At 45.2% G+C, this 26,924-nt stretch carries 41 protein-coding genes; 4 read left to right on the forward strand and 37 right to left on the reverse strand.

Features of this window, described 5'->3' with window-relative positions; all coding sequences use genetic code 11:
- The first annotated feature begins 60 nt into the window (after window positions 1–60).
- Both T525_RS0111295 and T525_RS16430 read left to right on the forward strand, forming a co-directional pair.
- A complete protein-coding gene (locus T525_RS0111295) occupies window positions 61–678 on the forward strand; it encodes a 4'-phosphopantetheinyl transferase superfamily protein (RefSeq protein ID WP_027407271.1) in 618 nt (205 codons plus the stop codon).
- Between the two features lie 78 nt (window positions 679–756).
- Window positions 757–924, forward strand: a complete 168-nt coding sequence (locus T525_RS16430) for a hypothetical protein (protein ID WP_156945780.1) — start codon at window positions 757–759, stop codon at window positions 922–924.
- A gap of 233 nt (window positions 925–1,157) precedes the next feature.
- On the opposite strand, the gene truA is transcribed toward T525_RS16430, so the two are convergent.
- From truA to T525_RS0111320, 4 genes are read right to left on the reverse strand one after another with little or no spacing between them, the layout of a single operon-like run.
- Complete coding sequence (gene truA, locus T525_RS0111305; RefSeq protein WP_027407272.1) at window positions 1,158–1,937, reverse strand: tRNA pseudouridine(38-40) synthase TruA; 780 nt, start codon at window positions 1,935–1,937, stop codon at window positions 1,158–1,160.
- 21 nt (window positions 1,938–1,958) lie between these two features.
- The gene (locus tag T525_RS0111310) at window positions 1,959–2,759 is read right to left on the reverse strand and encodes an energy-coupling factor transporter transmembrane protein EcfT (RefSeq protein ID WP_027407273.1); all 801 of its coding nucleotides are present in this window, start codon (window positions 2,757–2,759) and stop codon (window positions 1,959–1,961) included.
- Complete coding sequence (locus T525_RS0111315) at window positions 2,753–3,616, reverse strand: energy-coupling factor transporter ATPase (RefSeq protein ID WP_027407274.1); 864 nt, start codon at window positions 3,614–3,616, stop codon at window positions 2,753–2,755. Before T525_RS0111315 ends, T525_RS0111310 begins: the two co-directional genes overlap by 7 nt.
- On the reverse strand, window positions 3,607–4,437 hold the full coding sequence (locus tag T525_RS0111320; RefSeq protein WP_027407275.1) for an energy-coupling factor transporter ATPase: 831 nt from the start codon (window positions 4,435–4,437) through the stop codon (window positions 3,607–3,609). Before T525_RS0111320 ends, T525_RS0111315 begins: the two co-directional genes overlap by 10 nt.
- Window positions 4,438–4,762: 325 nt before the next feature.
- Between T525_RS0111320 and T525_RS0111325 the strand changes: the two genes are divergently transcribed.
- Together T525_RS0111325 and T525_RS0111330 are read left to right on the forward strand one after the other, a co-directional pair.
- Window positions 4,763–6,271: a ShlB/FhaC/HecB family hemolysin secretion/activation protein gene (locus T525_RS0111325; RefSeq protein WP_198022690.1), complete on the forward strand. Its 1,509-nt coding sequence runs from the start codon at window positions 4,763–4,765 to the stop codon at window positions 6,269–6,271.
- Between the two features lie 12 nt (window positions 6,272–6,283).
- Complete coding sequence (locus T525_RS0111330; protein WP_027407277.1) at window positions 6,284–8,260, forward strand: filamentous hemagglutinin N-terminal domain-containing protein; 1,977 nt, start codon at window positions 6,284–6,286, stop codon at window positions 8,258–8,260.
- A 152-nt stretch (window positions 8,261–8,412) separates the two neighbouring features.
- Here the strand turns inward: T525_RS0111330 and rplQ are convergent, their stop codons facing one another.
- The 33 genes from rplQ to rpsG all read right to left on the reverse strand — a co-directional run bounded on the left by rplQ (window position 8,413) and on the right by rpsG (window position 26,887).
- Window positions 8,413–8,754 (reverse strand): 50S ribosomal protein L17, encoded by a 342-nt coding sequence (gene rplQ / locus T525_RS0111340; protein WP_027407278.1) that lies wholly within the window; start codon window positions 8,752–8,754, stop codon window positions 8,413–8,415.
- A gap of 40 nt (window positions 8,755–8,794) precedes the next feature.
- Window positions 8,795–9,790, reverse strand: coding sequence for a DNA-directed RNA polymerase subunit alpha (locus T525_RS0111345; protein WP_027407279.1), 996 nt, complete (start codon window positions 9,788–9,790; stop codon window positions 8,795–8,797).
- Window positions 9,791–9,855: 65 nt separating this feature from the next.
- Complete coding sequence (gene rpsD / locus T525_RS0111350; RefSeq protein ID WP_027397573.1) at window positions 9,856–10,449, reverse strand: 30S ribosomal protein S4; 594 nt, start codon at window positions 10,447–10,449, stop codon at window positions 9,856–9,858.
- Between the two features lie 17 nt (window positions 10,450–10,466).
- Window positions 10,467–10,859 (reverse strand): 30S ribosomal protein S11, encoded by a 393-nt coding sequence (gene rpsK, locus T525_RS0111355; protein WP_027397572.1) that lies wholly within the window; start codon window positions 10,857–10,859, stop codon window positions 10,467–10,469.
- A gap of 13 nt (window positions 10,860–10,872) precedes the next feature.
- Window positions 10,873–11,241 (reverse strand): 30S ribosomal protein S13, encoded by a 369-nt coding sequence (rpsM, locus tag T525_RS0111360; protein ID WP_027407280.1) that lies wholly within the window; start codon window positions 11,239–11,241, stop codon window positions 10,873–10,875.
- A gap of 22 nt (window positions 11,242–11,263) precedes the next feature.
- Complete coding sequence (gene rpmJ, locus T525_RS15950; protein WP_058965281.1) at window positions 11,264–11,377, reverse strand: 50S ribosomal protein L36; 114 nt, start codon at window positions 11,375–11,377, stop codon at window positions 11,264–11,266.
- Between the two features lie 43 nt (window positions 11,378–11,420).
- A complete protein-coding gene (gene infA / locus T525_RS0111365; RefSeq protein ID WP_009645081.1) occupies window positions 11,421–11,639 on the reverse strand; it encodes a translation initiation factor IF-1 in 219 nt (72 codons plus the stop codon).
- Between the two features lie 137 nt (window positions 11,640–11,776).
- Window positions 11,777–12,421: an adenylate kinase gene (locus T525_RS0111370; RefSeq protein WP_027407281.1), complete on the reverse strand. Its 645-nt coding sequence runs from the start codon at window positions 12,419–12,421 to the stop codon at window positions 11,777–11,779.
- Between the two features lie 13 nt (window positions 12,422–12,434).
- Entirely contained in the window at window positions 12,435–13,691 is a 1,257-nt protein-coding gene (secY, locus tag T525_RS0111375) for a preprotein translocase subunit SecY (protein WP_027407282.1), read from the reverse strand.
- A 1-nt stretch (window position 13,692) separates the two neighbouring features.
- On the reverse strand, window positions 13,693–14,133 hold the full coding sequence (rplO, locus tag T525_RS0111380) for a 50S ribosomal protein L15 (RefSeq protein ID WP_027397568.1): 441 nt from the start codon (window positions 14,131–14,133) through the stop codon (window positions 13,693–13,695).
- Window positions 14,134–14,157: 24 nt separating this feature from the next.
- The gene (rpmD, locus tag T525_RS16085) at window positions 14,158–14,340 is read right to left on the reverse strand and encodes a 50S ribosomal protein L30 (RefSeq protein WP_027397567.1); all 183 of its coding nucleotides are present in this window, start codon (window positions 14,338–14,340) and stop codon (window positions 14,158–14,160) included.
- Window positions 14,341–14,353: 13 nt separating this feature from the next.
- Window positions 14,354–14,854, reverse strand: coding sequence for a 30S ribosomal protein S5 (gene rpsE, locus T525_RS0111390; protein ID WP_027397566.1), 501 nt, complete (start codon window positions 14,852–14,854; stop codon window positions 14,354–14,356).
- 22 nt (window positions 14,855–14,876) lie between these two features.
- Window positions 14,877–15,236: a 50S ribosomal protein L18 gene (rplR, locus tag T525_RS0111395; RefSeq protein ID WP_027407283.1), complete on the reverse strand. Its 360-nt coding sequence runs from the start codon at window positions 15,234–15,236 to the stop codon at window positions 14,877–14,879.
- 23 nt (window positions 15,237–15,259) lie between these two features.
- Window positions 15,260–15,811, reverse strand: coding sequence for a 50S ribosomal protein L6 (gene rplF / locus T525_RS0111400; protein WP_027407284.1), 552 nt, complete (start codon window positions 15,809–15,811; stop codon window positions 15,260–15,262).
- Between the two features lie 26 nt (window positions 15,812–15,837).
- Window positions 15,838–16,236, reverse strand: a complete 399-nt coding sequence (gene rpsH, locus T525_RS0111405; protein ID WP_027397563.1) for a 30S ribosomal protein S8 — start codon at window positions 16,234–16,236, stop codon at window positions 15,838–15,840.
- 36 nt (window positions 16,237–16,272) lie between these two features.
- Window positions 16,273–16,458, reverse strand: coding sequence for a type Z 30S ribosomal protein S14 (locus T525_RS0111410; RefSeq protein ID WP_027397562.1), 186 nt, complete (start codon window positions 16,456–16,458; stop codon window positions 16,273–16,275).
- 17 nt (window positions 16,459–16,475) lie between these two features.
- Window positions 16,476–17,015 (reverse strand): 50S ribosomal protein L5, encoded by a 540-nt coding sequence (gene rplE, locus T525_RS0111415; protein WP_027397561.1) that lies wholly within the window; start codon window positions 17,013–17,015, stop codon window positions 16,476–16,478.
- A 21-nt stretch (window positions 17,016–17,036) separates the two neighbouring features.
- A complete protein-coding gene (gene rplX / locus T525_RS0111420; RefSeq protein ID WP_027407285.1) occupies window positions 17,037–17,369 on the reverse strand; it encodes a 50S ribosomal protein L24 in 333 nt (110 codons plus the stop codon).
- A gap of 18 nt (window positions 17,370–17,387) precedes the next feature.
- Window positions 17,388–17,756 carry a 50S ribosomal protein L14 gene (rplN, locus tag T525_RS0111425; protein WP_027407286.1) on the reverse strand — a complete coding sequence of 123 codons (369 nt, stop codon included), beginning with the start codon at window positions 17,754–17,756 and terminating at the stop codon, window positions 17,388–17,390.
- A 39-nt stretch (window positions 17,757–17,795) separates the two neighbouring features.
- Complete coding sequence (gene rpsQ, locus T525_RS0111430; protein ID WP_027397558.1) at window positions 17,796–18,053, reverse strand: 30S ribosomal protein S17; 258 nt, start codon at window positions 18,051–18,053, stop codon at window positions 17,796–17,798.
- Window positions 18,054–18,091: 38 nt separating this feature from the next.
- Window positions 18,092–18,283: a 50S ribosomal protein L29 gene (gene rpmC, locus T525_RS0111435; RefSeq protein WP_027397557.1), complete on the reverse strand. Its 192-nt coding sequence runs from the start codon at window positions 18,281–18,283 to the stop codon at window positions 18,092–18,094.
- A complete protein-coding gene (gene rplP / locus T525_RS0111440) occupies window positions 18,273–18,716 on the reverse strand; it encodes a 50S ribosomal protein L16 (RefSeq protein WP_027397556.1) in 444 nt (147 codons plus the stop codon). The genes rpmC and rplP overlap by 11 nt, the downstream gene beginning before the upstream one ends.
- Entirely contained in the window at window positions 18,716–19,384 is a 669-nt protein-coding gene (gene rpsC / locus T525_RS0111445; protein WP_027407287.1) for a 30S ribosomal protein S3, read from the reverse strand. Before rpsC ends, rplP begins: the two co-directional genes overlap by 1 nt.
- Before the next feature lie 18 nt (window positions 19,385–19,402).
- Window positions 19,403–19,735, reverse strand: coding sequence for a 50S ribosomal protein L22 (rplV, locus tag T525_RS0111450; protein ID WP_027407288.1), 333 nt, complete (start codon window positions 19,733–19,735; stop codon window positions 19,403–19,405).
- Between the two features lie 23 nt (window positions 19,736–19,758).
- The gene (rpsS, locus tag T525_RS0111455; protein WP_027397553.1) at window positions 19,759–20,040 is read right to left on the reverse strand and encodes a 30S ribosomal protein S19; all 282 of its coding nucleotides are present in this window, start codon (window positions 20,038–20,040) and stop codon (window positions 19,759–19,761) included.
- Between the two features lie 28 nt (window positions 20,041–20,068).
- Window positions 20,069–20,896 carry a 50S ribosomal protein L2 gene (rplB, locus tag T525_RS0111460; protein WP_027407289.1) on the reverse strand — a complete coding sequence of 276 codons (828 nt, stop codon included), beginning with the start codon at window positions 20,894–20,896 and terminating at the stop codon, window positions 20,069–20,071.
- 25 nt (window positions 20,897–20,921) lie between these two features.
- The gene (gene rplW / locus T525_RS0111465) at window positions 20,922–21,203 is read right to left on the reverse strand and encodes a 50S ribosomal protein L23 (RefSeq protein ID WP_027407290.1); all 282 of its coding nucleotides are present in this window, start codon (window positions 21,201–21,203) and stop codon (window positions 20,922–20,924) included.
- Entirely contained in the window at window positions 21,203–21,826 is a 624-nt protein-coding gene (gene rplD, locus T525_RS0111470; protein WP_027407291.1) for a 50S ribosomal protein L4, read from the reverse strand. The genes rplW and rplD overlap by 1 nt, the downstream gene beginning before the upstream one ends.
- A 22-nt stretch (window positions 21,827–21,848) precedes the next feature.
- Window positions 21,849–22,493 carry a 50S ribosomal protein L3 gene (gene rplC, locus T525_RS0111475; protein WP_027407292.1) on the reverse strand — a complete coding sequence of 215 codons (645 nt, stop codon included), beginning with the start codon at window positions 22,491–22,493 and terminating at the stop codon, window positions 21,849–21,851.
- Window positions 22,494–22,509: 16 nt separating this feature from the next.
- Window positions 22,510–22,821 carry a 30S ribosomal protein S10 gene (gene rpsJ, locus T525_RS0111480; RefSeq protein ID WP_027397548.1) on the reverse strand — a complete coding sequence of 104 codons (312 nt, stop codon included), beginning with the start codon at window positions 22,819–22,821 and terminating at the stop codon, window positions 22,510–22,512.
- A 269-nt stretch (window positions 22,822–23,090) separates the two neighbouring features.
- Window positions 23,091–24,278 (reverse strand): elongation factor Tu, encoded by a 1,188-nt coding sequence (gene tuf, locus T525_RS0111485; RefSeq protein WP_027407293.1) that lies wholly within the window; start codon window positions 24,276–24,278, stop codon window positions 23,091–23,093.
- A 20-nt stretch (window positions 24,279–24,298) separates the two neighbouring features.
- Window positions 24,299–26,377: an elongation factor G gene (fusA, locus tag T525_RS0111490; RefSeq protein WP_027407294.1), complete on the reverse strand. Its 2,079-nt coding sequence runs from the start codon at window positions 26,375–26,377 to the stop codon at window positions 24,299–24,301.
- A 39-nt stretch (window positions 26,378–26,416) separates the two neighbouring features.
- Window positions 26,417–26,887, reverse strand: a complete 471-nt coding sequence (rpsG, locus tag T525_RS0111495) for a 30S ribosomal protein S7 (protein WP_027397545.1) — start codon at window positions 26,885–26,887, stop codon at window positions 26,417–26,419.
- Window positions 26,888–26,924: the final 37 nt, after the last annotated feature.

The following is a 26,924-nucleotide window of genomic DNA, read 5'->3' on the forward strand; positions in this document are numbered from 1 at the left end:
TTATCTTAATATGTGTTAAAATGGATGTGTTAATTTGAAACGTTTGGGGGAAATATTTAGATGTCAGATATGGTTCATAATATAAAGGTTAAAGTATATATTGCCGACAGCTCAAAGCTCAACAATCCAAAGCTCTTTAAGTCTTTCTATGATAATGCCACTGCATACAGAAAAGACAAAGTAGATAAGATTCAGGAACAGCGTGATAAGCAGTCCGCACTGGCTGCCGGAGTGCTTCTTACCAAGGCTTTAAAAGAGGCCGGTTACGACCAGCAGACACTGGAATTAAAATTTAACAACAATGGCAAGCCTTTCTTTGCCAAGCACCCCGAGCTGGATTTTAGTTTGGCATACTCAGGGGACCGGGCTATGTGTGCCCTGGCTGTTGCTGACGGCCCTTTAGGGGCTGAAATTGGCTGTGACGTAGAAGAAAACACCAAGGAGCTGGCTGAATATCTGGATGAATACAATATGACGGCAGATAAGTGGACCAGACTGGAAAGCTATGCCAAGGCCACCCAGTCAGATATGAAAAGTCTCTTTTATGGCAGTGCCACAGTAATTCCCGGCTTTATCTTTTCGCATCCCGAATTGGATGACAATTACAAATACAATATCTGTTGCCGTACCCAGATACCTTCCAAAAATATGGTTATTGTAGATCTTGAACAAATGTAAAAATTCTATAAAATCATTGAATATTTTTTCAATTAGTATATAATCTTCTTAGTGGATAATAATTTACGGGGGGAAATTATGAATTTTGAAGACTATTATTCTTTAGGAGAACAAATTCATAGCTGTTTGCTGGATGTTCGCGGCATGAAGGATGAAGTAAAACAGCTTAACACCGTGCTGGATGATATTAAACAAAAGCTTAATTCCACTGCTGATTTAAGGGCAATGGGCAAACATAACATGTAACATAATAATCGTTGATTTACCAAGGCTGTTCCTGCAGCCTTCTTTTTTTTCAGGATATTATATGTAAAAGGGCTGACAAAATAAAAACAATCCAATTTTTGAATGTTGTATGCAAAAACCGGGCTGGGAGTACAACTTTGATAACTGACTGTACTATAAAAAAATTAAAAGGACAGCAAATTTGTGGCACGAAACGCCCACAATATGCTGTCCTTTTATTATGAATTTTTCTCTTAATAAAACACCTTTTCCAGATACAGGCCCTGGGGAGGTGCCGTAGCTCCTGCCTGTTTTCTGTCCAGAGATTCCATTATCCTTTTAAAGTCCTTCACAGATTTCCAGCCTAGGCCCACGTTACCCAAAGTCCCCACAATATTCCGTACCATGTGATACAGGAAGCCATTGGCATGGAAGGTAAGCTCCAATATACGTCCCCCCTGCTGAACCTCCAGGGTTGCCTCATAAATAGTTCTCACCGGACTTACAGGAGGTCCACCGGCTGCCCTAAAAGCACTAAAGTCATGCTCTCCCATTATAAATTCCAAACAAGCCCTCATTGACTCTACATCCAGTTTTTTACGTATGTTCCAGCTGTAATTCCGCTCAAAGGGATCGGGAATATCCCCCTGTAAAATTCGGTACTTATAAATTTTGCTTACAGCACTGTGGCGGGCACTAAATTCCCTGTCTGCCTCCGCTGCTTCCAAAACCACAATATCGGGAGGAAGTATACTATTTACAGCTCTTGGCACCCTGTCCGTGGGGATGGATCCATCCGTAAAGAAGTTAACTACCTGTCCTCTGGCATGGACCCCAGCATCAGTGCGTCCGGATGCCGCCAGCTCCACCGTATCCCCAAAAACTTTCCGGAGCCTGTCCTCCAAAATGTTTTGCACTGCAATGGCGGGCGGATTCTGCCGCTGAAAGCCATTATAATTGGTACCGTCGTAGGCCACCGTCAGACGTATATTGCGCTTCCGCGCCTTCATTATTTCCTTATGCTCAGGCTTCATATTTCATCCTTCTACAAATTATTACAACAGAAACTGCACTATGATTAAAGTGATTAGGAATATACCAAAGATTCCCCCTGCCCAAAAATCTATGTCGTGAAGACGTTGCTGCTTCATGCGGGTTCTGTCCACACCTCCCTGATAGCATCTGGCTTCCATGGCAATTGCCAGTTCATCAGCCCTTCTGAAGGCCGAGATAAAAAGAGGAACCAGTACAGGTATCATTCCCTTGGCCCGTTGGAAAAAATTACCGTCGCCGATATCTGATCCCCTTGACTGCTGGGCCTTGATAATCTTGTCCGTTTCCTCCAACAGGGTAGGAATGAACCGCATGGCAATAGTCATCATCATAGCCAGCTCATGGGCAGGAAAGCCGATTTTTTTTAATGGTGACATTAGGGATTCCAAGGCATCTGTCAATTTCAGGGGAGAGGTGGTAAACATAAGCAATGATGATACTGCAATCATCAGCACAAGGCGCAGGCTGATGAAAAATCCCTGTATAATCCCCTCCTTTGTCATAGCAAAGGTCCACACCTTAAATATAGGGTCCCCCGGTGTGCTGAAAAGATGAATGGTAAAGGAAAAAAGAATAATCCACCACAATGGCTTTATGGATTTTAATACCATGCCCAAAGGCAGCCTGGACAAAATTACCGCCCCAATGGCTCCCCCAGTCATAATACCGTAATTAATATGATTATCAAAGAGAAAAATGGCCACAATATAAATGAACAGCAAAACTATTTTCACCCTGGCATCCATACTATGGAGAGGCGAGTTTCCCGGGAAAAACTGTCCCAGTGTTATATCAGTTAACATTTTCTCTGCCCCCTTAGTGCTTCCACAATTTCCTGTACCGCTTTTTCCATGGTATAAGCATCATTTCGTATGTTAAGACCATTTTTTGCCAATTCGTTCAAAATGGCTTTCACTTCCGGCAGTTCCAGCCCGGCTTTGCTTATTACCTCCTGCTGTGAAAAAGCTTCATCAGGAGGTGCCTCCAGGGTTATCTTGCCTTTATTAAGGATAATTACATTATCCGCATAGCTGGCAATGTTATCCATATTATGGGAAATCAGCACAATAGTTGTACCACTTTCCTTATGGAGCTTTCTGAACTTTTCCATAAGGGATTCACGCCCCTTTGGATCAAGACCTGCAGTAGGCTCATCCAGTACCAGGTACTTTGGTTTTAATGCCAGAATTCCCGCTATGGCAGCCCTACGTTTCTGTCCCCCACTGAGGTGAAAAGGAGATCGGTTAGCATACTTGTCATAATCAAGGCCTACAAAATCCATGGACTGCTTTACCCGTTCCATAGTTTCAACCTCGCCACAACCGATATTAACCGGTCCAAAGGCAATATCCTTGGCTACCGTCTCCTCAAAGAGCTGATATTCAGGGTACTGAAACACAATACCCACCTTGCGGCGGGCCTCTTTGGCCACAGCATTCTTTTTGCCAATGTCCACCCCATCAACCAGTACAGAGCCTGTATCCGGCTTTAAGAGTCCATTGAAATGTTGTATAAGAGTAGATTTGCCGGAGCCCGTATGGCCAGCTATGGCTGTTATCTTTCCCTCAGGAATTGTAATACTGATATTATCAAGAGCTAAACGTTCAAAGGGCGTTCTGGGCATATATGTATATGATATATTTTTTAATTCTATTGACATAATGCCCTCACCAAATCCTCTGTGTTAATAATTGACTCATCTATTCTGACACCCTTCTGCTGCAGTCGGTAGGCAATTTCCGCTGCCATAGGCACCGCCAGTCCGCGTTTTTTCATAGCTCCAATATCCCTGAATATTTCCCTTGGTGTACCGCTGGCCACCAGATGCTTCTGATCCATGACAAATATTCTGTCAGCCAGTGCAGCTTCTTCCATAAAGTGGGTGATGTAAATGGTAGTAATCCCCCGTTCCTTATTTAGCCGCGAAACCGTATCCATGACCTCATGACGTCCTCTTGGATCCAGCATGGCTGTAGGCTCGTCCAATACAAGGCATCTGGTATTCATTGCCAGTGCCCCGGCTATGGCCACACGCTGTTTTTGCCCTCCTGATAGATGATGGGGGGAAAAATATCGAAATTCCTCCATATCCACCGCCCTAAGAGCCGCCGTTACATTACGGCGTATTTCATGGGGATCCAGACCGATATTTTCTGGGCCAAACCCCACATCATCCTCCACAATAGCAGCAATGATCTGATTATCCGGATTCTGAAAAACCATACCAATCTGCTTTCTGATATCATAAGTCAGAATCTCATCAGCTGTATCCATGCCATCCACCAGACACTTACCAGTTGATGGCACCAAAAGGCCATTAAAATGCTTGGCCAGGGTGGACTTTCCGGAACCGTTTGTGCCCAGTATAGCCACAAACTCTCCTTCTTCGATATTTATATTAACATTCTCAACTGCCAGCAGCTCATTTTCCATACCAGCATTATAAATGTGTGTTAAATCAATGCATTCAATAAAACTCATGCTAAACACCTCTAAGTTAATATTATAAGATATTTGTATGGTCAACGCAATAAACCGTAATGGTTAACCATAAATCATAATTGTTAATAATTGATTGTGTAAACTATAAGACTTTTTATTTATGGTGTATATTATATAGGTAATTTGTCTTGACTAAGTATCTTGTTAACTTTAAAATTAACAGTGGATTATGTTTTTTAACCATGGTTATAAATAATGAATGATAAATCATTTTGCCTAAATAACTATGACCTTGGTAGGAATCATGTCTGAAGAGGAATAAGGCATAGGATTATTATGCCGCAACAAGGAAAGGACGAGGGAATTGAAAAATTTAATGGGTCAGAAACGTCTTCGCCGTTTTGTAACACTAGGTATAGCTTGTGTTAGTGCGGCAACAGTTTATGGTGCATCGCCTTCACTGGTGTATGCAGCAGTAAATGACCAGATTGAGCAGACTGTGGGGCAGGATAAGGCCAAGGAAGAACTTGACCAGGCAAAGAAGAATGTTGAAAAAGATACTGCCCAAGCAGTTCGACCTGATAAGGTAACTGTACCAGTCACCTCTGTATCCGTGGAAGGAACAAACGGGTTGGACGAAGATGCCATCCGCACCTTGGTGCCTGAATTAAATAAGAAACAGATTAACATTCACGAATTGTCCAAGCAGATTCAGTTGTTAAATGATACTGGTGCAGCCAAGGTTGGTGCTACTTTTGTTTCTAATCAGGATGGAACTTTTGCTGTAAAGGTTGCCAATGAGGACAAGAAGCATGACAAATATGGGATTAGCTTCAGCAATACCGGTAACGAGTATTCCGGTGATTGGCGTACTACCTTAAGCTATGTAAACAATAATACTTTTGGACACGCAGATACCTTTGGCGCAGCCTTCATTACTTCACCAGACAATCATTTCAGCGATGTAAAAATGGGTGCTGTTTCTTATCGTACGTTACTACCAAAGGCCAATGGTGCATTAACATTTAATGCCAGCATTTATGATATTAATCAGGATGAAGCACCTATTATTGTCACCAGCGGTTTGATTAACAGTCAGAGTGCTGGTAAAGGCTTTAATACCGGACTTCATTACCAGCATTACCTTGCATACACATCCCGTGAGAAGGATATCATTGATTTCGGTATAGACTACCGCTCCGTACGCACCGATGGTCTTTTAACCACTGGTCCTGCAACTCTCGGTAACCAGAAAGAGGACTATAACGTAAAAACTGCTTCCTTGAGTTTCCTGCATAATAATCGGGATACTAATCATTCTCTTTCCTACAATGTTGGTATCGTTACTAACTTTGGCGGCAGTGATGCTTCTTACAACCGTAATTGGGCGGGTCCTGGCTTTGGCAGATATGATGACCATTTTGTACTTTATCAAGGGGGCGTAAACTACCAGATAAAGAGCAAATCCGATTGGATTTTCGGTGCCCGTATGCACGGTCAGTACACTACCAACAATCTTGTTGGACTTATGCAGATTGGTGCCGGTGGCATGAACACAGTTCGTGGATTCAGTAACAGCATCAGTGCAGATACTGGTGTTGTAGGCAGTGTTGAAGTATTCACTCCGGAATTTGTACCAAATTCCCGTTTTGTTGTATTCAGCGATTATGGCAACCTTACAAACAACCGAGATAGAGCTGCCTTCCACTGTGCCAGCTTGGCTTCTGTTGGTATAGGTTATCGTTATACGGATACCAAGCACGGTATCACTTTGGCCATTGATTATGCCAAGGTAGTCAACGATTTGGACAGTACCCTGACCAACACCAATAACCATAAGAGATGGAATGTAATGCTTAACATGAGCTTCTAAGGAGGGAACATAATGAAATTTAATCGTAAAATTCGTACGGCGGCACTGGCTACCATGATTGCCTTATCCCTGTCCAGCACCTGCTTTGCAGACGCCACTGGGGGTAATGTTACCATGGGTAATGTCACTATAGATTCCACTAACTATAATACTGGAGCTAGTGGCATTGATGTTACCGGTGCTACTGCTTCTTTTAAGGTCTATGAAAACAGTATCATCAATTGGGATTCTTTCAGTGTAAAGAATGGCCAAGCCTTCCATTTTGATACTAATGGTGGTGCTTTACTTAATAGAGTTACCGGTACTGACATTTCCTCAATTCTTGGTACTTTAACCCAGACTGGCGGCAACCCGCTGTTTATTGTAAATCCTAATGGTATTTTAGTTGGTGGTGGTGCTTCTATTAATGCCAGTGCTCTGGTGCTTTCCACTTTGGCCATCAATGATGCCAATTTCATTAATAGTGTTACTTCTGGTCAGACTGGTACTTTTGCCACTGATACGAATAAAGGTGCTGGAAAACTGACCGTTGAAAAAGGGGCCAGCGTTAATATTGATGACATCCTAATTATGGCCGGTGGTACTGTAGAAGTTGCTGATGGCGTAACCTTCACTACCAACGGAAATGATAATAACTCTATGATTCAAATTGCTGCTGCTGATAGTATGACAGTTAAGGATACAGATGATGTACATGACAAAATTTCCAGTATAAATGTTACTAAGAATAATACAGTAGCATTCCATGGCACTTTTAATAATGCCAGCGAGAATAGCATTGGAAACACCAATTTACATGTGAATGGCGGTACAGTAAATATGGATAACGCCAAAATTAATATGAATGAACGGTCTGAAACTTACATTATTGCTGGTAATACTCAAGAAGGTTTATCAGCAACTGCAGACAATAAGGTTACCGCGACTAATCTGACTATATCTGGTGGAAAAGCTGACGTTATCGCTGGTGGACACGTTCAACTGAACAATTCTGATATTACTATGTCCAGGAAAGATGGAGACATTAACATTTATGCTGGGCAAGAGATTAAGGCCGACAAAAATGGTGATCACCGAATGTTGACTCAGGCTAGTAAAGACAATGTTGTTTCTTTAAACAATACCATCATTTCTGGCACAAACAATGAAACAGTTATTGATGCTGGGGCAATTTCACTAAATAACAGCACCGTATCTAATAGAGACACCATATCTATGCATGCTGTTTCCGCTTTGGGTAATAACGGATCGACTGCTACTGCCAACGCATCCAATGCTATTGAGGTCAAAGACAGTTATGTAACAGGAAAGGAACTTTATCTTATTGCTGGTAAGATAAATGTAGAAAACTCCATTATTTCTGCTTCCGACAAAATTATGACAATTACTGCCAACGAGATTACTGCTGAAGATACAGAAAATGGCGTGACTATCAAAAATATCAAGAGTGATTCTTCCAACACTCAAACCAAAGATGAAAAATCTCTTATTGAAGGCACAGTTATTTCTGGTAGCACTCCATGGACTACAATAACTGAAAATTCAAGTCAACCACAAAACAACAACCAGGAGCAGAATTCCTCCTTCACCGCTGATGATGTTCAGAATATCAAGAATGGCCAATCTGCGATGCAGTACCTTTTAAACAACAACACTACCGATACCATACAGCAGGCCACCATCAAATTGGTTGACGTTATTAATGACAGTAATATTTCTGGCCGTGCCAAGGCAGCTACCGTTCTCGGCATGCTTGACCAAGTTAATAGAAATGGTAATCTTACCGATACAGAAAAGAAGGCTCTGCAGTTGACTATAATTAACTCATATACCCCTACTGCTACTGCGGTAAAGCAGAATGAGACTAATACGGTTGAAGATGGCAAAACCGTATCTGTTGAAACTGTAGATACTGCTACTATGCAGAATGCTACAAGTGCCGGTGAAGCTGCCAATGATGTAAGTGTTGACACCTCTGCTTTAAACTAAGCCAATAGTTTAAACAAAAATAATCTCAAATAAAAGAAGCTGGAATCATATTAATTGATTCCAGCTTCTTTTTTGCAATTAATAATATACTAGGATAAACAAAAAAGAGACATTCCATAAGGAATGTCTCTTTCATATGTCTTAGCTGTAAATTACTTTACCAGCTCAAGGATAACCATTGGAGCTGCGTCACCACGACGTGGGCCCAGCTTCAGGATACGGGTATAGCCGCCCTGACGATCCTTGCACTGCTCAGCGATTTCACCGAACAGCTTTCTAACAACATCTTCATCAGCAAGCTGAGCAAGAGCCTGACGACGAGCAGCCAAATCACCGCGCTTAGCGAGAGTGATGAGCTGTTCTGCAAGGCCGCTGATCTCCTTGGCCTTAGCCTCGGTAGTCTCAATGCGCTCATGCTTGAAGAAGGAAGTCAGAATGCTCTTGAACAGTGCCTTACGAGCACTGGAGTTACGACCTAATTTTCTGTAAGCCATTTATTTCCCTCTTTCCTATATCTTAATCTCGAAATGTCAATCAGTCATCTGCCAAATCATCGGCAGATCCATCATTTTCCTTAAGTGACAGGCCCAGTTCCTGGAGCTTGTTCTTGATTTCCACCAAGGACTTGTTACCAAGATTACGAACCTTCATGATTTCAGCCTCAGTCTTGTTGATGAGGTCACGAACTGTCTTGATTTCAGCTCTCATCAGACAGTGATAAGAACGAACAGTAAGCTCAAGTTCCTCAACCTTTTTGTCAAGAATTGGAGCATCAGTCATGTCAGCGCCCACAGCAGCAGCCTCTGAGGCCTCTGCAGTAGCAGCCGGCTTAGTATCAATAATCAGATTGCTGAAGAGCTTCAGTCTTGCAATCAGGATACCTGCTGCCTTGCTGACAGCCTCCTCCGGAGTAATGGAACCATCAGTCCAAACCTCCATTGTAAGCTTGTCATAATCGACAGTATCACCCACACGGGTATCTTCAACTCTGTAGTTAACACGACGAACAGGGGAGAAAATAGAGTCAATAGGAATCTCACCAATAGACTGATCAGGTTTCTTGTTCTTGTCACCCGGAACATAGCCAAGACCATGCTCTACAGTCATCTCTATATTCAGCGAACCTGTCTCGTTAACAGTTGCGATATGCAGATCCGGGTTAAGAATCTCAATATCAGCATCGTGAATAATATCAGCTGCTGTTACTTCCTTCTCACCCTTTACCTCGATGCGGATTGTCTTAGGTTCATCGCTGTGCATCTTAAGGCAGAGCTCCTTAAGGTGAAGGATGATGTTGGACACATCATCACGAACACCTGGAACAGTGGAGAACTCATGCAACACGCCATCAATCTTGATAGCGGTAATTGCTGCACCTTGTAAAGAGGACAGGAGAATGCGGCGGAGACTGTTACCAAGGGTAATGCCATAGCCACGCTCCAAAGGCTCGCAGATAAACTTACCATAGCGGCCGTCCTCACTGATTTCCTCTATCTGAATCTCAATCTTCTGCTTGTCGATTTCGATCATCTGGAATTGCCCTCCTCAATAAATCAATGCATATATGTACAAATACGACAATTAATACACAGATATTATTTGGAGTACAACTCGACGATTGCCTGGCTGTCAACAGGAATATCGAAATCATCAGCAGCTGGGAATCTGTTGATGGTGCCGGTAAAGTTGTCGGAACCTACAGTAATCCATGCTGGAACGCTAAGAGCGCTATTGGACTCAGCCAGCTCCTTGAAGAAAGCGTTGGAGCGAGCCTTTTCGGAAACTGCTACAACATCATTTACATCAACAAGAGCGGATGGAATGTCCAGACGCTTGCCGTTCAGGGTGATATGACCATGACGAACGAGCTGACGAGCCTGCTTACGGGTGGAAGCAAGACCAAGACGGAATACTACGTTGTCGATTCTTCTCTCGAGAAGGCTGATGAGGTTATCACCAGTGATACCCTGCATTTTCTTAGCCTTGTTATAGTAAGAACGGAACTGCTTCTCCAGTACACCGTAAATGAACTTTGCCTTCTGCTTTTCCTTCAGCTGAACACCGTACTCGGAAACCTTGCCGCGGGTACGACGTGGCTGACGGTTGGAACTCTTATTCAGACCAATAACACCTGGCTCGATACCGAGGGAACGGCATCTCTTCAGTGCTGGTACTCTATCAATTGCCATTTAGTTTGCACCTCCCATTATACTCTTCTACGCTTTGGTGGACGGCAACCATTGTGAGGAATTGGGGTAACATCCTTAATCATGCTAACCTCAAGACCAGTTGCCTGCAGGGAACGGATTGCAGCCTCACGGCCAGCACCAGGACCCTTAACGTAAACATCAACCTGCTTCAAGCCATGCTCCATAGCAGCCTTTGCAGCAACCTCTGCTGCCATCTGAGCTGCAAATGGAGTGCTCTTTCTGGAGCCACGGAAACCAAGTCCGCCAGCGCTTGCCCAGGAAAGTGCATTACCGTTCTTGTCGGTCAAGGTAACGATAGTATTATTAAAGGTGGAGCTGATATGAGCAACACCAAATTCGATATTTTTACGGTCCTTCTTCTTAGGACGTACAGATTTCTTAACTGCCACTCTCTAGCCCTCCTTATTTCTTCTTACCAGCAACAGCCTTTTTAGGGCCTTTACGGGTACGTGCATTATTCTTTGTGTTCTGTCCGCGTACAGGAAGACCCATACGATGACGACGACCACGATAGCAGCCGATCTCAACGAGTCGCTTTATGTTAAGGGACTGCTCACGACGAAGGTCACCCTCTACTACTACCTGCTTATCAATGATATCACGAAGCTTAATAACCTCATCTTCGCTCAAATCACGGGTACGAGTATCTGGGTTAACACCAGTCTCCTTTAAAATCTTCTGAGAAGTGGTAAGACCAATACCATAGATATATGTTAATGCGATCTCAATTCTCTTATCACGTGGCAAATCTACACCGGCAATACGTGCCATACATCAAGCACCTCCTTCTTAATTATCCTTGTCTCTGTTTATGTTTTGGGTTCTCGCAAATAACCATTACACGACCCTTACGCTTAATAACCTTGCATTTTTCACAAATTGGTTTAACCGATGGTTTAACTTTCATTGCGTTATGCCCCTTTCATGTACTATCCTTGATTACTCAAAGATTATTTAAAACGATAGGTGATACGGCCACGAGTTAAATCATAAGGTGTCAGCTCAATAGTGACCTTATCCCCTGGCAGAATGCGTATAAAATTCATTCGAATCTTACCGGAAACATGCGCCAAGACAACATGACCGTTCTCCAACTCCACCTGGAACATTGCATTTGGCAGTGCTTCCAGGACTTTACCTTCAACTTCAATTACATCTTGTTTAGACATAAGTGGTATTGCTCCTTAGTGTCATAACCTAGGAAAGGTGGCCGCAGGAGCGGCCCCATTTTCCGGCATCACAGCTTTCGCTGCACGATTCTTCTATAATAATTCGGTAGTACCAGGCAAAATGCCTGTCATAACTCTTAAGCCTTCAGCGCATCAACCATGTCACTGAAAACTTTGTCGATAGCCTGACGTCCATCAATCTCTAAGTATAAACCAGCTTTCTGGTAATAGTCAATCAATGGTTTTGTCTGAGCTTCGTATACTGACAACCGATTCTTCATAGTTTCCTCGGTGTCATCTGCTCTCTGATAAAGCTCGCCGCCACACTCATCACACTTGCCTTCAACCTTTGATGGACTAAACTTAATGTGGAAAGTGGCACCACAACTCTTGCAGATTCTGCGACCTACTGCTCTCTCAACGAGATCAGAGGAAGGAACAGTGATATTAACAACGCTCTTCAAGCTAAGACCCAACTCAGCCAAAATCTTGGTGAGGGCATCAGCCTGATCAACTGTACGAGGAAAACCATCCAAAATGAAACCCTTCTTGCAATCGTCCTGAGCAAGACGCTCGCGGACAATACCAATAGTAATTTCATCTGGAACAAGGTTTCCGGCATCAATACATGCCTTCGCCTGCTTTCCGAGCTCAGTACCCTCCTTGATAGCGGCGCGGAACATGTCGCCAGTGGAAATATGTGGAATACCAAACTCTTTCACCAGGTTAGCAGCCTGAGTGCCTTTTCCGGCACCCGGAGGGCCCATTAAAAGTAAATGCATTTAATTAATCCTCCTAATTCATAAAACCTTGGTAATGACGCATAACCACCATGGACTCTATCTGCTTCATGGTGTCAAGGCCAACGCCTACAACAATCAGCAGAGCAGTTCCACCAAAGTTTACACCTTCAAGATGAGTTGCAGATGCAATAAAGGTTGGAAGAACAGCCACAAGAGCCAGGAACAACGCGCCAGCAAGCGTAATTCGAGTCATGACATAATCTAAATATACTGCCGTTGGCTCACCCGGACGAATGCCCGGGATAAAACCACCGTATTTTTTCAGATTCTCTGCCATATCCGATATCTTTACAGTAACCGCGGTGTAGAAATACGTGAAGAAGATAATCAACAGTGCATAAACTGTTGTTTGTAGCGGTGTACCCCACGCAAAATACCCGGCAATAGTTTTTACCCAGGGGATATCAATAAACTGGGCAATAGTTACTGGAAACATCAGCACGGATGACGCAAAGATTATTGGAATAACTCCCGCAGTGTTAACCTTAAGCGGGATATGACTGGACTGTCCGCCATAGGATCTATGACCAACAACCCTCTTCGCATAAGATACTGGAACCCGGCGATAAGCTGTGTGAATTGCAACAACGAACACAATCATCGCTACAGCAATCACTGCGAAGAAGAAAACATTAATATAAGTAATGGTTCCTGTCTGTAAGTAATTATAAATCTTTCCAATGTTGTTTGGCAACGCAGCAACTATACCGGCGAAAATGATCAGTGAGATACCATTTCCTACGCCGTTGGCAGTTATCTGCTCACCAAGCCACATGAGGAAAACTGTTCCTGCTGTCAGTGTAATCGCAATAATGAGTATTGACACTGGACCAGGATTTAGGATAGCCTGCTTCAAGCCTATGGACATACCCAGGGCCTGTAAGAAGGCAAGTAATACTGTGAAATATCTTGTAACCTTGGTGGTTTTTTTATAGCCTTCCTGACCTTCCTTTGACCACTGCTCCAATGTTGGTACAACCACATTTAAGAGCTGAATGATAATGGAAGCGTTAATATAAGGCGTAATACTCATAGCAAATACGGAGAACTTACTGAGAGCACCACCGGAGAACATATCCAGTAAACCGAAAAGACTGCCATTGTTGAACAGTGATTCGATCGCTGAAGGATCTACACCTGGAACAGGAATATGAGTACCCATTCTGAAGATGGCGAACATAATCAGCGTAAAAGTGATCTTTGCCCGTAGCTCCGGAATCTTAACGATATTAGAGAGAGCTGATAACAAATCAGATCACCTCAACTTTTCCACCTGCTGCAGTAATCTTTTCTTCTGCGGACTTGGTGAAGCCGTTGGCTACAACAGTCAGCTTCTTGGTGAGCTCACCGTTGCCAAGAATGCGAACACCATCGCGAACGTTCTTCAGGATACCAGCCTCAATCAATGCAACAGCATCAACAGTAGCACCATCCTCAAAACGGTTCAGAGTCTCAACATTAACCTCTGCATAAACGTTAGCAAAGATGTTCTTGAAACCGCGCTTTGGTAATCTACGATATAAAGGCATCTGACCGCCCTCGAAACCAGTGCGAACGCCGCCGCCGGAACGGGACTTCTGACCCTTCTGGCCTCTGCCGGAAGTCTTACCATTACCGCTGCCCAGACCACGACCAACGCGGAAAGCGTTCTTGCGGGAACCAGGAGCTGGAGATAATTCATTTAACTTCATCTTTTAAGTGCACCTCCTTGAATCTCAAGCCTGCTCTTCAACAGTTACGAGATGCTCTACCTTGTGGATCTGACCACGGAGAGACTCGCTGTCTGGAAGCTCAACTGAGGAATTTAACTTCTTAAGTCCTAATGCTTTAATAGTAGCACGCTGAGTAGCTGGTCTACCGATCAGACTTCTGGTAAGAGTAATTTTTAAATTTGCCATTTCAAAACCCTCCTTAACCTAAAAGTTCCTGTACGGTCTTACCGCGAAGCTCAGCTACCTTCTCAGCCTGCTTCAGCTGCTCAAGACCCTTCAAGGTTGCACGAACCATGTTATTAGGATTGGAAGAACCAAGGGACTTGGTCAAAATATCCTTAATACCAGCAAGCTCGAGAACTGCACGAGCTGGGCCACCAGCGATAACACCAGTACCTTTTGCAGCTGGCTTCATCAGTACACGGCCTGCACCGAAAATACCAATCATCTCATGTGGGATAGTAGTACCCTTCAGAGAAACATCAATAAGGTTCTTCTTGGCGTCTTCAACGCCCTTGCGAATTGCCTCTGGAACCTCTGCAGCCTTACCCAGGCCTGCACCAACCTGACCCTTCTCATTACCAACAACAACAAGTGCGCTGAAGGAGAAGCGACGGCCGCCCTTAACAACCTTGGCAACTCTATTAATATATACAACTTTTTCCTGGAACTCAGGAGTCTCGTTGTCCATTCTAGCCATCTATGTACCTCCTTTACAAATATTAGAATTTCAAGCCAGCTTCACGAGCGGCTTCAGCAAGTGCTGCAACACGGCCATGATATACATAACCACCACGGTCGAAAACTACCTCGGTAATGCCCTTCTCAAGAGCACGCTTGGCAACTGCCTCGCCAACTGCCTTGGCAGCCTCAATATTACCACCGTAGTTCTGGAAATCCTTATCCTTTGTGCTGGCAGATACGAGAGTAACACCATTAACATCGTCGATAACCTGAGCGTAAATGTTGCTCAAGCTGCGGAAAACGTTAAGACGTGGTCTCTCAGCAGTACCGGAAATATGATTGCGTACACGCAGGTGACGCTTCTGACGAGCTTTATTTCTATCTTCCTTAACAAACACTGTCGGTTACTCCTTTCTGGTTATTATTTCTTACCCTTGGCGCCAGCCTTACCTACCTTGCGGCGGATGTGCTCGCCCTCGTACTTGATACCCTTGCCCTTATATGGCTCTGGTCTTCTGTAGTCGCGAACCTTAGCTGCGATAGCGCCAACAACTTCCTTGTCAATACCGTTTACAACGATCTTGGTAGGATTTGGTACCTCGAAAACGATACCAGTAGGTGGCTCAACAATAACTGGGTGAGAGAAACCCAGAGACAGGTTCAGGTTCTTGCCCTGGAGCTGTGCTCTGTAACCAACACCATTGATCTCAAGAGTCTTTGCGTAACCCTCAGTTACACCAACAACCATGTTGTTGATCAGGGTACGGGTAAGACCATGGAGAGATCTGTGATCTTTATTATCTGAAGGACGCTCTACAGTGAGTACACCGTCCTCTAATTTAATATTCATATCCTGGCTGAAAGAACGAACTAATTCACCCTTTGGGCCCTTTACGGTAACCTTATTGCCATCCTCAATCTTAACGTTTACGCCAGCTGGGATAGTAATAGGTGCTCTACCAATTCTAGACATCTGTACACCTCCTGACTTCTAAATAATTACCAAACGTAAGCTACAACCTCGCCGCCGAGACCAGCCTTGCGAGCATTCTTATCGCTCATGATTCCCTTGGAAGTGGAAATGATGGCGATACCCAAACCACCGAGAACTCTAGGGAGCTCAGCAGCCTTTGCATACTGGCGCAGGCCTGGCTTGGAAATACGCTTAATACCAGTAATTACCTTCTCACGGTTAGGACCGTACTTCAGGGATACAGTGATTACACCCTGCTTACCATCCTCAGTGAAAGTGAAGTCATTGATGAAGCCCTCTTCCTTAAGAACGCCAGCGATGGCCTTCTTAATGTTGGAACCAGGAATCTCAACCTTTTCATGATAAACGGAGTTTGCATTACGCAAACGAGTCAACATATCTGCAATAGGATCAGTCATTACCATTTAAACCGATATCCTCCTTTCATTTTCGCCTTTAAGTTACCAGCTAGCCTTGGTTACGCCAGGAATGGCACCCTTGTAGCTCTGCTCTCTGAAACAAATACGGCACATATCGAACTTTCTGATATAACCGTGCGGACGACCGCAAATCTTACATCTGTTGTACTTGCGAACAGGGAACTTTGGTTCCTTGCTCCACTTTTCAATCATTGCCTTCTTGGCCACAGTCAGTACCTCCTTCTTTACGCTTTAAAAGGCATACCCATGAGCTTCAAGAGCTCGCGAGCTTCCTCATCAGTCTTGGCAGTTGTTACAACTACGATATTCATACCGCGGAGCTTGTCAATCTTATCATACTCAATTTCAGGGAAAATGAGCTGCTCCTTCAGGCCGATTGCGTAGTTACCGCGACCGTCGAAAGAATTGGAACCGATACCACGGAAGTCACGAACGCGTGGAAGTGCAACATTCATGAACTTGTCGAGGAACTGATACATGCGAACGCCGCGAAGAGTAACCTTTGCGCCGATTGGCATGCCCTGACGAAGCTTCCAGGCAGCCAGAGATTTCTTTGCTCTGGTGAGAATTGGCTTCTGGCCTGCGATAATAGTCAAATCATTTACAGCGGAGTCAAGAGCCTTAGGATTACCTACAGCCTCACCAACACCCATGTTAATGATAATCTTAGAGATTTTTGGGAGCTCCATAACATTCTTATAACCGAACTTTTCGGTCAGAGCAGGAACTACCTCTTTAATGTACTTTTCCTGTAATCTATCCACTAGATGGTCCTCCTTTCCTTATTATTTGGTCTGGTCTATAACTTCGCCGCACTTCTTGCAGGCGCGTACAGACTTACCATTTACATCCTTGTGAGCAATACGGGTAGCCTTGCCACATGCTGGGCATACGAGCATAACCTTTGCTGCGAACATAGGAGCCTCTTTAACAAGGATGCCACCCTGTGGGGCACTCTGATTAGGCTTAGTGTGACGCTTAACCTTGTTAACGCCCTCAACTACAACCTTATTCTTCTTAGGCAGAGCCTGGATAACCTTGCCCTGCTTGCCTTTATCTTTGCCGGACAATACCAGAACGGTATCGCCCTTCTTTACATGCAGTTTTGTAATGGACAAAATAGCACCTCCTAACTATCAAAGAACTTCTGGAGCCAGGGAAACGATCTTCATGAAGTCTTTATCACGAAGCTCTCTTGCAACTGGTCCAAAAATACGGGTTCCTCTTGGAGTCTTATCCTCCTTGATAATTACGGCAGCGTTCTCGTCGAAACGAATGTAAGAACCATCGCTGCGACGCTGGCCCTTCTTGCTGCGAACTACAACGGCCTTAACAACGTCACCCTTCTTTACCATACCGCCAGGGGATGCAGATTTTACTGCAGCCACAATAATATCACCAATGTTGGCATACTTGCGATAAGAACCGCCAAGAACACGGATGCACATAATTTCCTTAGCACCGGTGTTGTCGCCAACATTGAGTAAAGTCTGTTGCTGAATCATCAGTTAACCTCCTCAACCAGAATTTCCATCATCAGGAAATTATTTAGCTTTCTCTACGATCTCTACAAGTCTCCAACGCTTATCCTTGGAAAGTGGACGGGTTTCCATAATGGAAACAGTGTCACCAATGTGAGCCTCGTTATTTTCATCATGGGCCTTGAACTTAACAGTCTTCTTAACGGCCTTCTTGTATAATGCATGCTGCTCGATGTCAAGAACTGCTACTACAATAGTCTTGTCCATCTTGTCGCTTACTACTTTACCAATTTTAGTCTTGCGTTCATTTCTTTCGCTCATTAGGGAGCCTCCTTTCATCTGCATATCAATTCGATTAATTAAGCATTAGCCTGTTCAGTCTGTACAGTCTTAATACGGGCAATAGTCTTCTTTACTTCCTTGATACGCATTGGGTTCTCCAACTGGCCAGTAGCGAGCTGGAAACGGAGGTTAAATAACTCCTCTTTGAGAGAAGCAAGTTTCTGGTTAAGTTCCTCAGCGCTCAAATCACGAATTTCATTAACCTTCATTTACTTCACCGCCCTCTGCTTCTAAATCTTCACGAACTACGAACTTTGTCTTGATTGGAAGCTTGTGGCCTGCAAGACGCATAGCCTCAGCAGCTACCTCACGAGAAACGCCGTCCATTTCGAACATTACACGGCCTGGCTTAACTACTGCTACCCAGTACTCTGGTGAACCCTTACCGGAACCCATACGAGTCTCAGCAGGCTTTGCAGTTACAGGCTTGTCAGGGAAAATCTTGATCCAAACCTTACCGCCACGCTTAATGTAACGAGTCATAGCAATACGGGCTGCCTCAATCTGTCTGTTAGTGATCCATGCTGGCTCGAGAGCTACAAGACCATACTCACCATGAGAAACCTTGTTACCACGCTGAGCCTTACCCTTCATGCGACCACGGAACTGTTTACGATATTTTACTCTCTTTGGTAATAACATTAAGCTTCGCTCCCTTCAACAGCAGCAACAGGCTGCTTTCTCTCAGGAAGAACCTCACCCTTGAAGATCCAAACCTTGATACCGATACGGCCATAAGTGGTAGCTGCCTCTGCAGTACCATAGTCGATGTCAGCTCTCAGAGTATGAAGAGGAATGGAACCCTCACGATAGGATTCGCTGCGTGCGATTTCAGCGCCGCCGAGACGACCGGAGCACATAATCTTAATACCCTTTGCACCAAGACGCATAGTACGGCCTACAGCCTGCTTCATAGCACGACGGAAGGCGATACGACGCTCCAGGGAGCCTGCAATATTTTCAGCTACCAGAGTTGCATCCATGTCTGGATTCTTAATCTCTTCAATGCTGATGTCTACATTGCTGTTAGTGAACTTCTTGAGACCAGCCTTGATCTGCTCAATGCCGGAACCACCGCGGCCGATTACCATACCTGGCTTTGCAGTGTGGATAGTCAGCTTAAGACGGTTCTTAGAACGCTCAGTCTCAATCTTGGAAACGCCGGAGCTCTGAAGAAGGTTCTTCAGGTAACGGCGAATTTTAATATCTTCATGCAGATTAGCTGCATAATCTTTGCCAGCATACCACTTAGCATCCCAAGTCTTTACGATGCCAAGTCTTATACCATGTGGATTTACTTTCTGACCCAAGTTTATAACCTCCTTTTATTACTTTTCGTCTACTGCTACAGTGATGTGGGAAGAACGCTTCAAAATCTTGAAGGCCTGACCACGGGAACGCGGATGAATACGCTTCATGGTTGGTCCCTGATCAACGAAACAAGAAGACACATAGAGGTTATCAACATTCATATCAAAGTTGTTCTCAGCGTTTGCTACTGCAGACTTGAGAACCTTTTCTATAGCTTCAGCACCAACTTTTGGTGTGAACTTTAAAATCGCAAATGCATCAGCAACGCTCTTGCCACGGATAAGATCCATAACTACGCGTACCTTGCGAGGTGCAATGCGAACATATTTAGCAACTGCTTTTGCTTCCACAGAGGAATCCTCCTTTCAAAATCTTATCTAAGACCGGTCTTTCTCTCTTCACCGGCATGACCCTTGAATGTACGAGTTGGTGCAAATTCACCAAGCTTATGGCCAACCATGTCCTCAGTTACATAAACTGGAACGTGCTTGCGGCCATCGTGTACAGCGATAGTGTGACCAACGAAAGTTGGCAGAATAGTTGAGCTTCTGGACCAGGTCTTTACGACCTTCTTGTCGTTAGCTGCATTCAGGGCATCAATCTTCTTAGTTAAGCTTTCATGAACATAAGGTCCCTTTTTTACTGATCTTGACAATTTATATCCTCCTTCCGGTGATTATCTCTTATTTGGTACGGCCTTTAACGATTAACTTATCAGAAGCCTTCTTACGGCGGGTCTTGGCACCCATAGCGCACTTACCCCATTTAGTAACAGGATGCTTGCGGCCAACTGGGGAACGACCCTCACCACCACCATGTGGATGGTCATTAGGGTTCATAGCTACACCGCGGTTCTCTGGGCGGATACCCAACCAGCGGTTACGGCCAGCCTTACCAATAGTGATGTTCATATGCTCGGCATTGCCAACTACACCGATAGTTGCACGGCAGTTAACATGTACCTTGCGCATTTCACCGGATGGCATACGAAGGGTTGCATAGTCACCCTCAATTGCCATGAGCTGTGCAGAAGCACCAGCGGAACGAACCAGCTGAGCACCCTTGCCAATCTTCAGTTCAACATTGTGAACCTCGGTACCTACTGGAATGTTCTTTAATGGGAGACAGTTACCTGGCTTGATGTCGGCATCAGGACCGGACTCAACCACGTCTCCAACCTTAAGACCGTTAGGAGCGATAATGTAACGCTTCTCACCGTCTACATAATTTAAAAGTGCAATACGGGCACTGCGGTTTGGATCGTACTCGATGGTAGCAACCTTAGCTGGAATACCATCCTTGGTACGCTTGAAATCGATAATACGATATAAACGCTTATGGCCGCCGCCCTGATGACGAACGGTCAATCTACCCTGCTGATTACGGCCACCGTGCTTCTTCAGACGCTCAACGAGGGACTTCTCAGGCTTATCAGTAGTGATTTCATCAAAAGATGCTACAGTCATGAATCTTCTGCCTGCAGAATATGGTTTAAAACTCTTTACTGCCACTTAATTAACCTCCTTTTCCCTTATCTTACGCTTCGAAGAACTCGATGGTTTCGCCAGCTGCAAGTTTAACAATAGCTTTCTTAAAGTCACGACGCTTTCCAACGAAGCGACCCATACGCTTTTTCTTACCTTCAACGTTGATGGTATTTACACCAGCAACCTTTACGTTGAAGATGGTAGAAACTGCCTTGGCAATTTCAATCTTGTTGGCAGCCTTTGCTACCTCAAATACATATTTGCCCTCAGCCATGAGAGTAGTGCTCTTTTCAGTAATGAGAGGGCGAATGATAATATCACGTGCTTCCATTATGCGTATACCTCCTCAATACGAGCGATGGCATCCTTAGTGATGAACAGCTTGTCAGCGTTCAGGATGTCAAATACATTCAGGCCGATAGTGTTAATGGTCTTAACACCTGGGATATTACGGGAAGACTTGTCAACGTTCTCTGCATAGTCTGCAGTAACGATGAGAGCCTTGTTATCTACACTGAAGCTCTCCAGCATCTTAACAACTTCCTTGGTCTTAGGAGCGTCGAAGTTAATGCTGTCGAGAACTACGATTTCACCATTAGCAACCTTGTCAGACAGAGCGCACATGATAGCAAGGCGACGCTGCTTACGAGGCATGCTGAATGCGTAGGAACGTGGGGATGGACCGAATACGGTACCGCCACCTACCCAAATTGGGGAACGGGTGGAACCACTGCGTGCACGGCCAGTACCCTTCTGCTTCCAAGGCTTACGGCCACCGCCGCGAACCATGCTGCGGGTCTTGGTAGCATGATTGCCAAGACGCTGGGAAGCAAGCTGCATAACTACAGCCTGATGTACCAGACCTGCGTTCATCTCTACGCCAAAAATATTTTCATTTAATTCGAGATCGCCAACCTTCTTGTTAGCGATGTCGTAAATTGCTACTATAGGCATTATTACTTATCCTCCTTCCGAATTAGTTTTTACCCGGTTTAACGGTTGCCTTTACAATTACGAGACCCTTCTTAGGACCAGGAATTGCGCCCTTGATAAGGAGCAGGTTACGATCTGCATCAACTCTTACAATGGAGAGACGCTGTACGGTAACCTTGTTGCCGCCCATCTGACCTGGCAGCTTCTTGCCCTTAAGAACACGACCACCGTGACCACTGATCATCGCACCTGTAGAACCAGGCTCACGATGAGACTTGGAACCATGTCCCATTGGTCCACGAGCAAAATTATGACGCTTGATACCACCAGCAAAGCCCTTGCCCTTGGAAGTACCAGTAACGTCAACTAATTCTCCGGCGGAAAATATATCAACACCGATTACATCACCAGTGTTATATTCAGAAGCATCAGTCAAACGCATCTCGCGGATGTACTTAACAGGAGTAACACCAGCCTTTGCGAAATGACCCTTCATAGGCTTGTTTACCTTGTTTTCCTTGACTACGCCGAAGCCAAGCTGTACTGCATTATAACCATCATTTTCAACAGTCTTGTTCTGCACAACAACATTGTTGCCAGACTCAACAACTGTAACTGGAACAACCTGACCCTCTTCAGTGAAGATCTGAGTCATGCCCAGCTTTCTACCTAAAATTGCTTTAGCCAATTATTCCACCTCCTAATTATAATTTGAGCTCGATATCAACACCTGCAGGCAGTTCAAGACGGGTTAAAGCGTCAACTGTCTTAGGGGTTGGCTCCAGAACATCAATAAGACGCTTGTGAGTTCTCATTTCGAACTGCTCGCGGGAATCCTTATTAACGTGTGGAGAACGCAGAATTGTGTAAACCTGCTTCTCAGTAGGGAGCGGAATAGGGCCAGATACCTGTGCACCGGTTCTCTTTGCAGTTTCAACAATCTTAACTGCACTCTGATCCAATGCCTTGTGATCATAAGCCTTCAAACGAATTCTGATTTTCTGCTGCTTAGACAATTTATTTTCCTCCTTCTCGTCCGGGCTCCAGGCCCAAACATTTCTCCGTAGTAGTTCCCTTACTAACGCCCGCAGCGTTGCAAGCCATCTACCACGTCATCGCATTGGGGGTACTTAGAAGCACACCGCTTCTTATTATATATACCATACTGAAAATGTCAATATGGAGAGTACCATAAACCTTATTATAAGGGCGACCCAAGGGCCGCCCTTACTATATAAGGATTTTAAATGAATCTATTTAGTTACTAAGACTAACTGCTTATTGATTAAGCGTCGATCTCAGTTACTCGACCAGCACCTACAGTGTGGCCACCCTCGCGGATAGCGAAGCGGAGACCAGCCTCGATAGCGATTGGGGTGATGAGCTCTACGGACATCTCTACGTTATCGCCAGGCATTACCATTGGTACATCCTCAGGGAGGGTTACAACACCGGTAACGTCAGTAGTTCTGAAGTAGAACTGTGGACGATAGTTGGAAGTGAAAGCAGTGTGACGGCCGCCCTCTTCCTTGGTCAGTACGTAAACCTGACCCTTGAACTTAGTGTGTGGGTTGATGGAACCTGGCTTAGCAAGTACCTGACCACGCTGAATGTCCTTACGGTCAACACCACGGAGCAGAGCACCGATGTTATCACCAGCCTGTGCGCTAGGGAGCAGCTTGCGGAACATCTCGATACCAGTTACAACAGTGGAACGAGTCTCTTCAGCAATACCTACGATCTCAACAGTGTCGTTGAGGTTCAGCTCACCACGCTCAACACGGCCGGTTGCTACAGTACCACGACCAGTGATGGTGAATACGTCCTCTACTGGCATCAGGAAAGGCTTATCGGTATCACGGGTAGGAGTTGGGATGTAAGCATCAACCTCTTCCATCAGCTTGAGGATGTTAGCCTTCTGCTCTTCATCACCCTCGAGAGCCTTCAGAGCGGAACCAGCAACTACTGGAATATCATCGCCAGGGAACTCGTAGCTGGAGAGCAGCTCACGAACTTCCATCTCAACGAGCTCGAGGAGCTCAGGATCGTCAACCTGGTCAACCTTGTTAAGGAATACTACCATTGCAGGTACGCCTACCTGACGAGCAAGCAGGATGTGCTCACGAGTCTGAGGCATAGGACCATCAGCTGCGGATACTACCAGGATAGCACCATCCATCTGAGCAGCACCAGTGATCATGTTCTTTACATAGTCAGCATGGCCTGGGCAGTCAACGTGTGCATAGTGACGAGCCTCAGTCTCATACTCTACGTGAGCGGTGTTAATGGTAATACCGCGCTCTCTCTCCTCTGGAGCCTTATCGATGTTAGCATAGTCCTCGAACTTAGCCATACCCTTCTCAGAGAGAACCTTGGTGATAGCAGCAGTCAGAGTGGTCTTACCATGGTCAACGTGACCGATAGTACCAATGTTAACATGTGGTTTTGTTCTTTCAAATGTTTCCTTTGCCATTTTGGATTATTTCCTCCTTATTATTCGCCTTTATTCTTGGCAATAATGCCATCTGCGATATTTTTAGGAACTTCCTCGTAGTGAGAAACTTCCATTGAGTAGTTACCGCGGCCCTGAGTCTTGGAACGCAAATCAGTGGAGTAACCGAACATACCGGAAAGTGGTACGAAACCGTTGATAACCTGGGCACCATTACGTGCTTCCATGCCATCGATACGACCACGACGGGAGTTCAGGTCACCGATTACATCGCCCATGTACTCTTCTGGTACGATAACCTCAACCTTAACATAAGGCTCGAGAATTACTGGATCAGCCTTGAGAGCACCGTTCTTGAATGCCATGGAACCGGCAACCTTGAACGCAGCCTCAGAGGAGTCAACCTCATGGTAAGATCCATCATAAACGATAGCCTTAACATCAACAACTGGGTAACCAGCGAGTACGCCGGCTTCCATAGCCTGCTTAATACCAGCCTCGATTGGGTTGATGAATTCCTTAGGAATCGCACCACCAACAACCTTGTTCTCAAAGCTGAAGCCAGCACCTGGCTCCTGAGGAATGAGCTGGAGTTTGCAGTGACCATACTGGCCATGACCACCGGACTGACGAACGAACTTACCCTCGCAGTCAACTTCCTTACGGATGGTCTCTCTATAAGCAACCTGAGGGTTACCTACTACACAGTCAACCTTGAACTCACGGAGCATACGGTCAACAATAATCTCCAGGTGAAGCTCACCCATACCGGAGATAATAACCTGACCAGTCTCTTCGTCAGTGCGAACGCGGAAGGTTGGATCCTCCTCTGCCAGCTTCTGAAGGGCAATACCCATCTTCTCCTGGTCGTTCTTGGTCTTAGGCTCAACTGCTACAGAAATAACAGGATCTGGGAACTCCATGGACTCCAGAATGATTGGTGCATTCTCATCGCAGAGGGTGTCACCAGTAGTGGTGTCCTTGAGACCTACTGCAGCAGCGATATCACCGCTGTATACAATCTCCAGTTCCTTACGGTTATTTGCGTGCATCTGGAGGATACGGCCGATACGCTCCTTCTTGCCCTTAGTGGAGTTAAACACATAAGAGCCGGAGGAAAGGGTACCGGAGTAAACTCTGAAGAATGCCAGCTTACCAACGAATGGGTCAGCCATGATCTTGAATGCCAATGCAGCAAATGGCTCGTTATCGCTGGAAGGACGGGAATCCTCCTCACCAGTCTCAGGGTTAACACCCTTGATGGCTGCGATATCAGTAGGAGCAGGCATGTAGTCAACAACAGCGTCCAGCATAGGCTGTACACCCTTGTTGCGGTAAGAAGTACCGCAGGTTACAGGGCACATCTTACAAGCAATGGTAGCCTTACGGATAACGGACTTGATTTCCTCCTCGGAAATTTCCTCACCCTCAAGGTACTTCATTGCAAACTCATCATCGAAGTCGGAAAGAGCTTCCATGAGAATCTCATGATACTCATCTGCCTTATCTTTCATATCAGCAGGAATTTCAACTTCGTCAGCTACCTTGCCGAGGTCATCCTCGTAAATGATAGCTTCCATCTTAATCAGGTCAATGATGCCCTGGAAGTCATCCTCAGCACCGATTGGCAGCTGGATAGCAACTGCATTGGCCTGGAGACGCTCCTTCATCATGTTGATTACGTTATAGAAATCCGCACCAGTAATATCCATCTTATTTACATAAGCCATACGTGGTACGCTGTATTTCTCAGCCTGACGCCATACGGTCTCAGTCTGAGGCTCAACGCCGCCGCGGGCAGTGAGAACTGCAACGGCACCGTCCAATACTCTCAGAGAACGCTCTACCTCTACAGTAAAGTCAACGTGGCCCGGAGTATCAATAATATTGATACGATGTTCCTTCCAATGGCAAGTGGTAGCAGCGGAAGTAATGGTAATACCACGCTCCTGCTCCTGCTCCATCCAGTCCATGGTAGCAGCGCCTTCATGAACCTCACCAATCTTGTGGTTGACACCTGTATAGAAGAGGATACGCTCAGTAGTGGTTGTCTTACCGGCATCTATGTGAGCCATGATACCGATATTACGAGTCTTTTCGAGACTATACTCTCTTGCCACTTGTATATCGCTCCTTAAAACTTAACTACTATAAGAAGATTACCAACGATAATGTGCGAAAGCCTTGTTGGCCTCTGCCATCTTGTGGGTATCTTCCTTCTTCTTGATTGCTGCGCCAGTGTTGTTGGCTGCATCCATCAGCTCACCGGCAAGTCTCTCATCCATGGTCTTCTCGCCACGCAGTCTTGCGTAGTTAACAGTCCAACGGATACCGAGGGTCATGCGACGGTCAGGACGAACCTCAACTGGAACCTGGTAGTTGGCACCACCAACACGGCGGGCACGAACCTCCAGAACTGGCATAACATTCTTTAATGCAGTCTCAAAAACCTCCAGTGGATCCTGGCCGGTCTTGGAACGAATAATTTCGAATGCATCGTATACTACTCTTTCAGCAACGCCCTTCTTACCAGAAAGCATTACCTTGTTGATGAACTTGGTGACGATCTTGGAATGATACACTGGATCCGGTAATACGTCACGCTTAGGTACTGAACCTTTTCTTGGCATCTGTTTTTGCCTCCTTCCATAATCTTCAGTCTTTAGA

Origin of the sequence: Anaerovibrio sp. RM50 (genome assembly GCF_000622005.1) — a bacterium.
Taxonomy (GTDB): domain Bacteria; phylum Bacillota; class Negativicutes; order Selenomonadales; family Selenomonadaceae; genus Anaerovibrio.

What these genes read in the sequence shown, in the direction of transcription:
- T525_RS0111295 (WP_027407271.1), top strand. Translation starts at nt 61, where the DNA reads ATGTCAGATATGGTTCATAATATAAAGGTTAAAGTATATATTGCCGAC.
- T525_RS16430 (WP_156945780.1), top strand. Translation starts at nt 757, where the DNA reads ATGAATTTTGAAGACTATTATTCTTTAGGAGAACAAATTCATAGCTGT.
- truA (WP_027407272.1), bottom strand. Translation starts at nt 1,937, where the DNA reads ATGAAGCCTGAGCATAAGGAAATAATGAAGGCGCGGAAGCGCAATATA.
- T525_RS0111310 (WP_027407273.1), bottom strand. Translation starts at nt 2,759, where the DNA reads ATGTTAACTGATATAACACTGGGACAGTTTTTCCCGGGAAACTCGCCT.
- T525_RS0111315 (WP_027407274.1), bottom strand. Translation starts at nt 3,616, where the DNA reads ATGTCAATAGAATTAAAAAATATATCATATACATATATGCCCAGAACG.
- T525_RS0111320 (WP_027407275.1), bottom strand. Translation starts at nt 4,437, where the DNA reads ATGAGTTTTATTGAATGCATTGATTTAACACACATTTATAATGCTGGT.
- T525_RS0111330 (WP_027407277.1), top strand. Translation starts at nt 6,284, where the DNA reads ATGAAATTTAATCGTAAAATTCGTACGGCGGCACTGGCTACCATGATT.
- rplQ (WP_027407278.1), bottom strand. Translation starts at nt 8,754, where the DNA reads ATGGCTTACAGAAAATTAGGTCGTAACTCCAGTGCTCGTAAGGCACTG.
- T525_RS0111345 (WP_027407279.1), bottom strand. Translation starts at nt 9,790, where the DNA reads ATGATCGAAATCGACAAGCAGAAGATTGAGATTCAGATAGAGGAAATC.
- rpsD (WP_027397573.1), bottom strand. Translation starts at nt 10,449, where the DNA reads ATGGCAATTGATAGAGTACCAGCACTGAAGAGATGCCGTTCCCTCGGT.
- rpsM (WP_027407280.1), bottom strand. Translation starts at nt 11,241, where the DNA reads ATGGCACGTATTGCCGGTGTAGATTTGCCACGTGATAAGAGAATTGAG.
- rpmJ (WP_058965281.1), bottom strand. Translation starts at nt 11,377, where the DNA reads ATGAAAGTTAAACCATCGGTTAAACCAATTTGTGAAAAATGCAAGGTT.
- infA (WP_009645081.1), bottom strand. Translation starts at nt 11,639, where the DNA reads ATGTCTAAACAAGATGTAATTGAAGTTGAAGGTAAAGTCCTGGAAGCA.
- T525_RS0111370 (WP_027407281.1), bottom strand. Translation starts at nt 12,421, where the DNA reads ATGCATTTACTTTTAATGGGCCCTCCGGGTGCCGGAAAAGGCACTCAG.
- rplO (WP_027397568.1), bottom strand. Translation starts at nt 14,133, where the DNA reads ATGAAGTTAAATGAATTATCTCCAGCTCCTGGTTCCCGCAAGAACGCT.
- rpmD (WP_027397567.1), bottom strand. Translation starts at nt 14,340, where the DNA reads ATGGCAAATTTAAAAATTACTCTTACCAGAAGTCTGATCGGTAGACCA.
- rpsE (WP_027397566.1), bottom strand. Translation starts at nt 14,854, where the DNA reads ATGGCTAGAATGGACAACGAGACTCCTGAGTTCCAGGAAAAAGTTGTA.
- rplF (WP_027407284.1), bottom strand. Translation starts at nt 15,811, where the DNA reads ATGTCTAGAATTGGTAGAGCACCTATTACTATCCCAGCTGGCGTAAAC.
- rpsH (WP_027397563.1), bottom strand. Translation starts at nt 16,236, where the DNA reads ATGGTAATGACTGATCCTATTGCAGATATGTTGACTCGTTTGCGTAAT.
- rplN (WP_027407286.1), bottom strand. Translation starts at nt 17,756, where the DNA reads ATGATTCAGCAACAGACTTTACTCAATGTTGGCGACAACACCGGTGCT.
- rpsQ (WP_027397558.1), bottom strand. Translation starts at nt 18,053, where the DNA reads ATGAGCGAAAGAAATGAACGCAAGACTAAAATTGGTAAAGTAGTAAGC.
- rpmC (WP_027397557.1), bottom strand. Translation starts at nt 18,283, where the DNA reads ATGAAGGTTAATGAAATTCGTGATTTGAGCGCTGAGGAACTTAACCAG.
- rplP (WP_027397556.1), bottom strand. Translation starts at nt 18,716, where the DNA reads ATGTTATTACCAAAGAGAGTAAAATATCGTAAACAGTTCCGTGGTCGC.
- rplW (WP_027407290.1), bottom strand. Translation starts at nt 21,203, where the DNA reads ATGGAAGCACGTGATATTATCATTCGCCCTCTCATTACTGAAAAGAGC.
- rplD (WP_027407291.1), bottom strand. Translation starts at nt 21,826, where the DNA reads ATGCCTATAGTAGCAATTTACGACATCGCTAACAAGAAGGTTGGCGAT.
- tuf (WP_027407293.1), bottom strand. Translation starts at nt 24,278, where the DNA reads ATGGCAAAGGAAACATTTGAAAGAACAAAACCACATGTTAACATTGGT.
- rpsG (WP_027397545.1), bottom strand. Translation starts at nt 26,887, where the DNA reads ATGCCAAGAAAAGGTTCAGTACCTAAGCGTGACGTATTACCGGATCCA.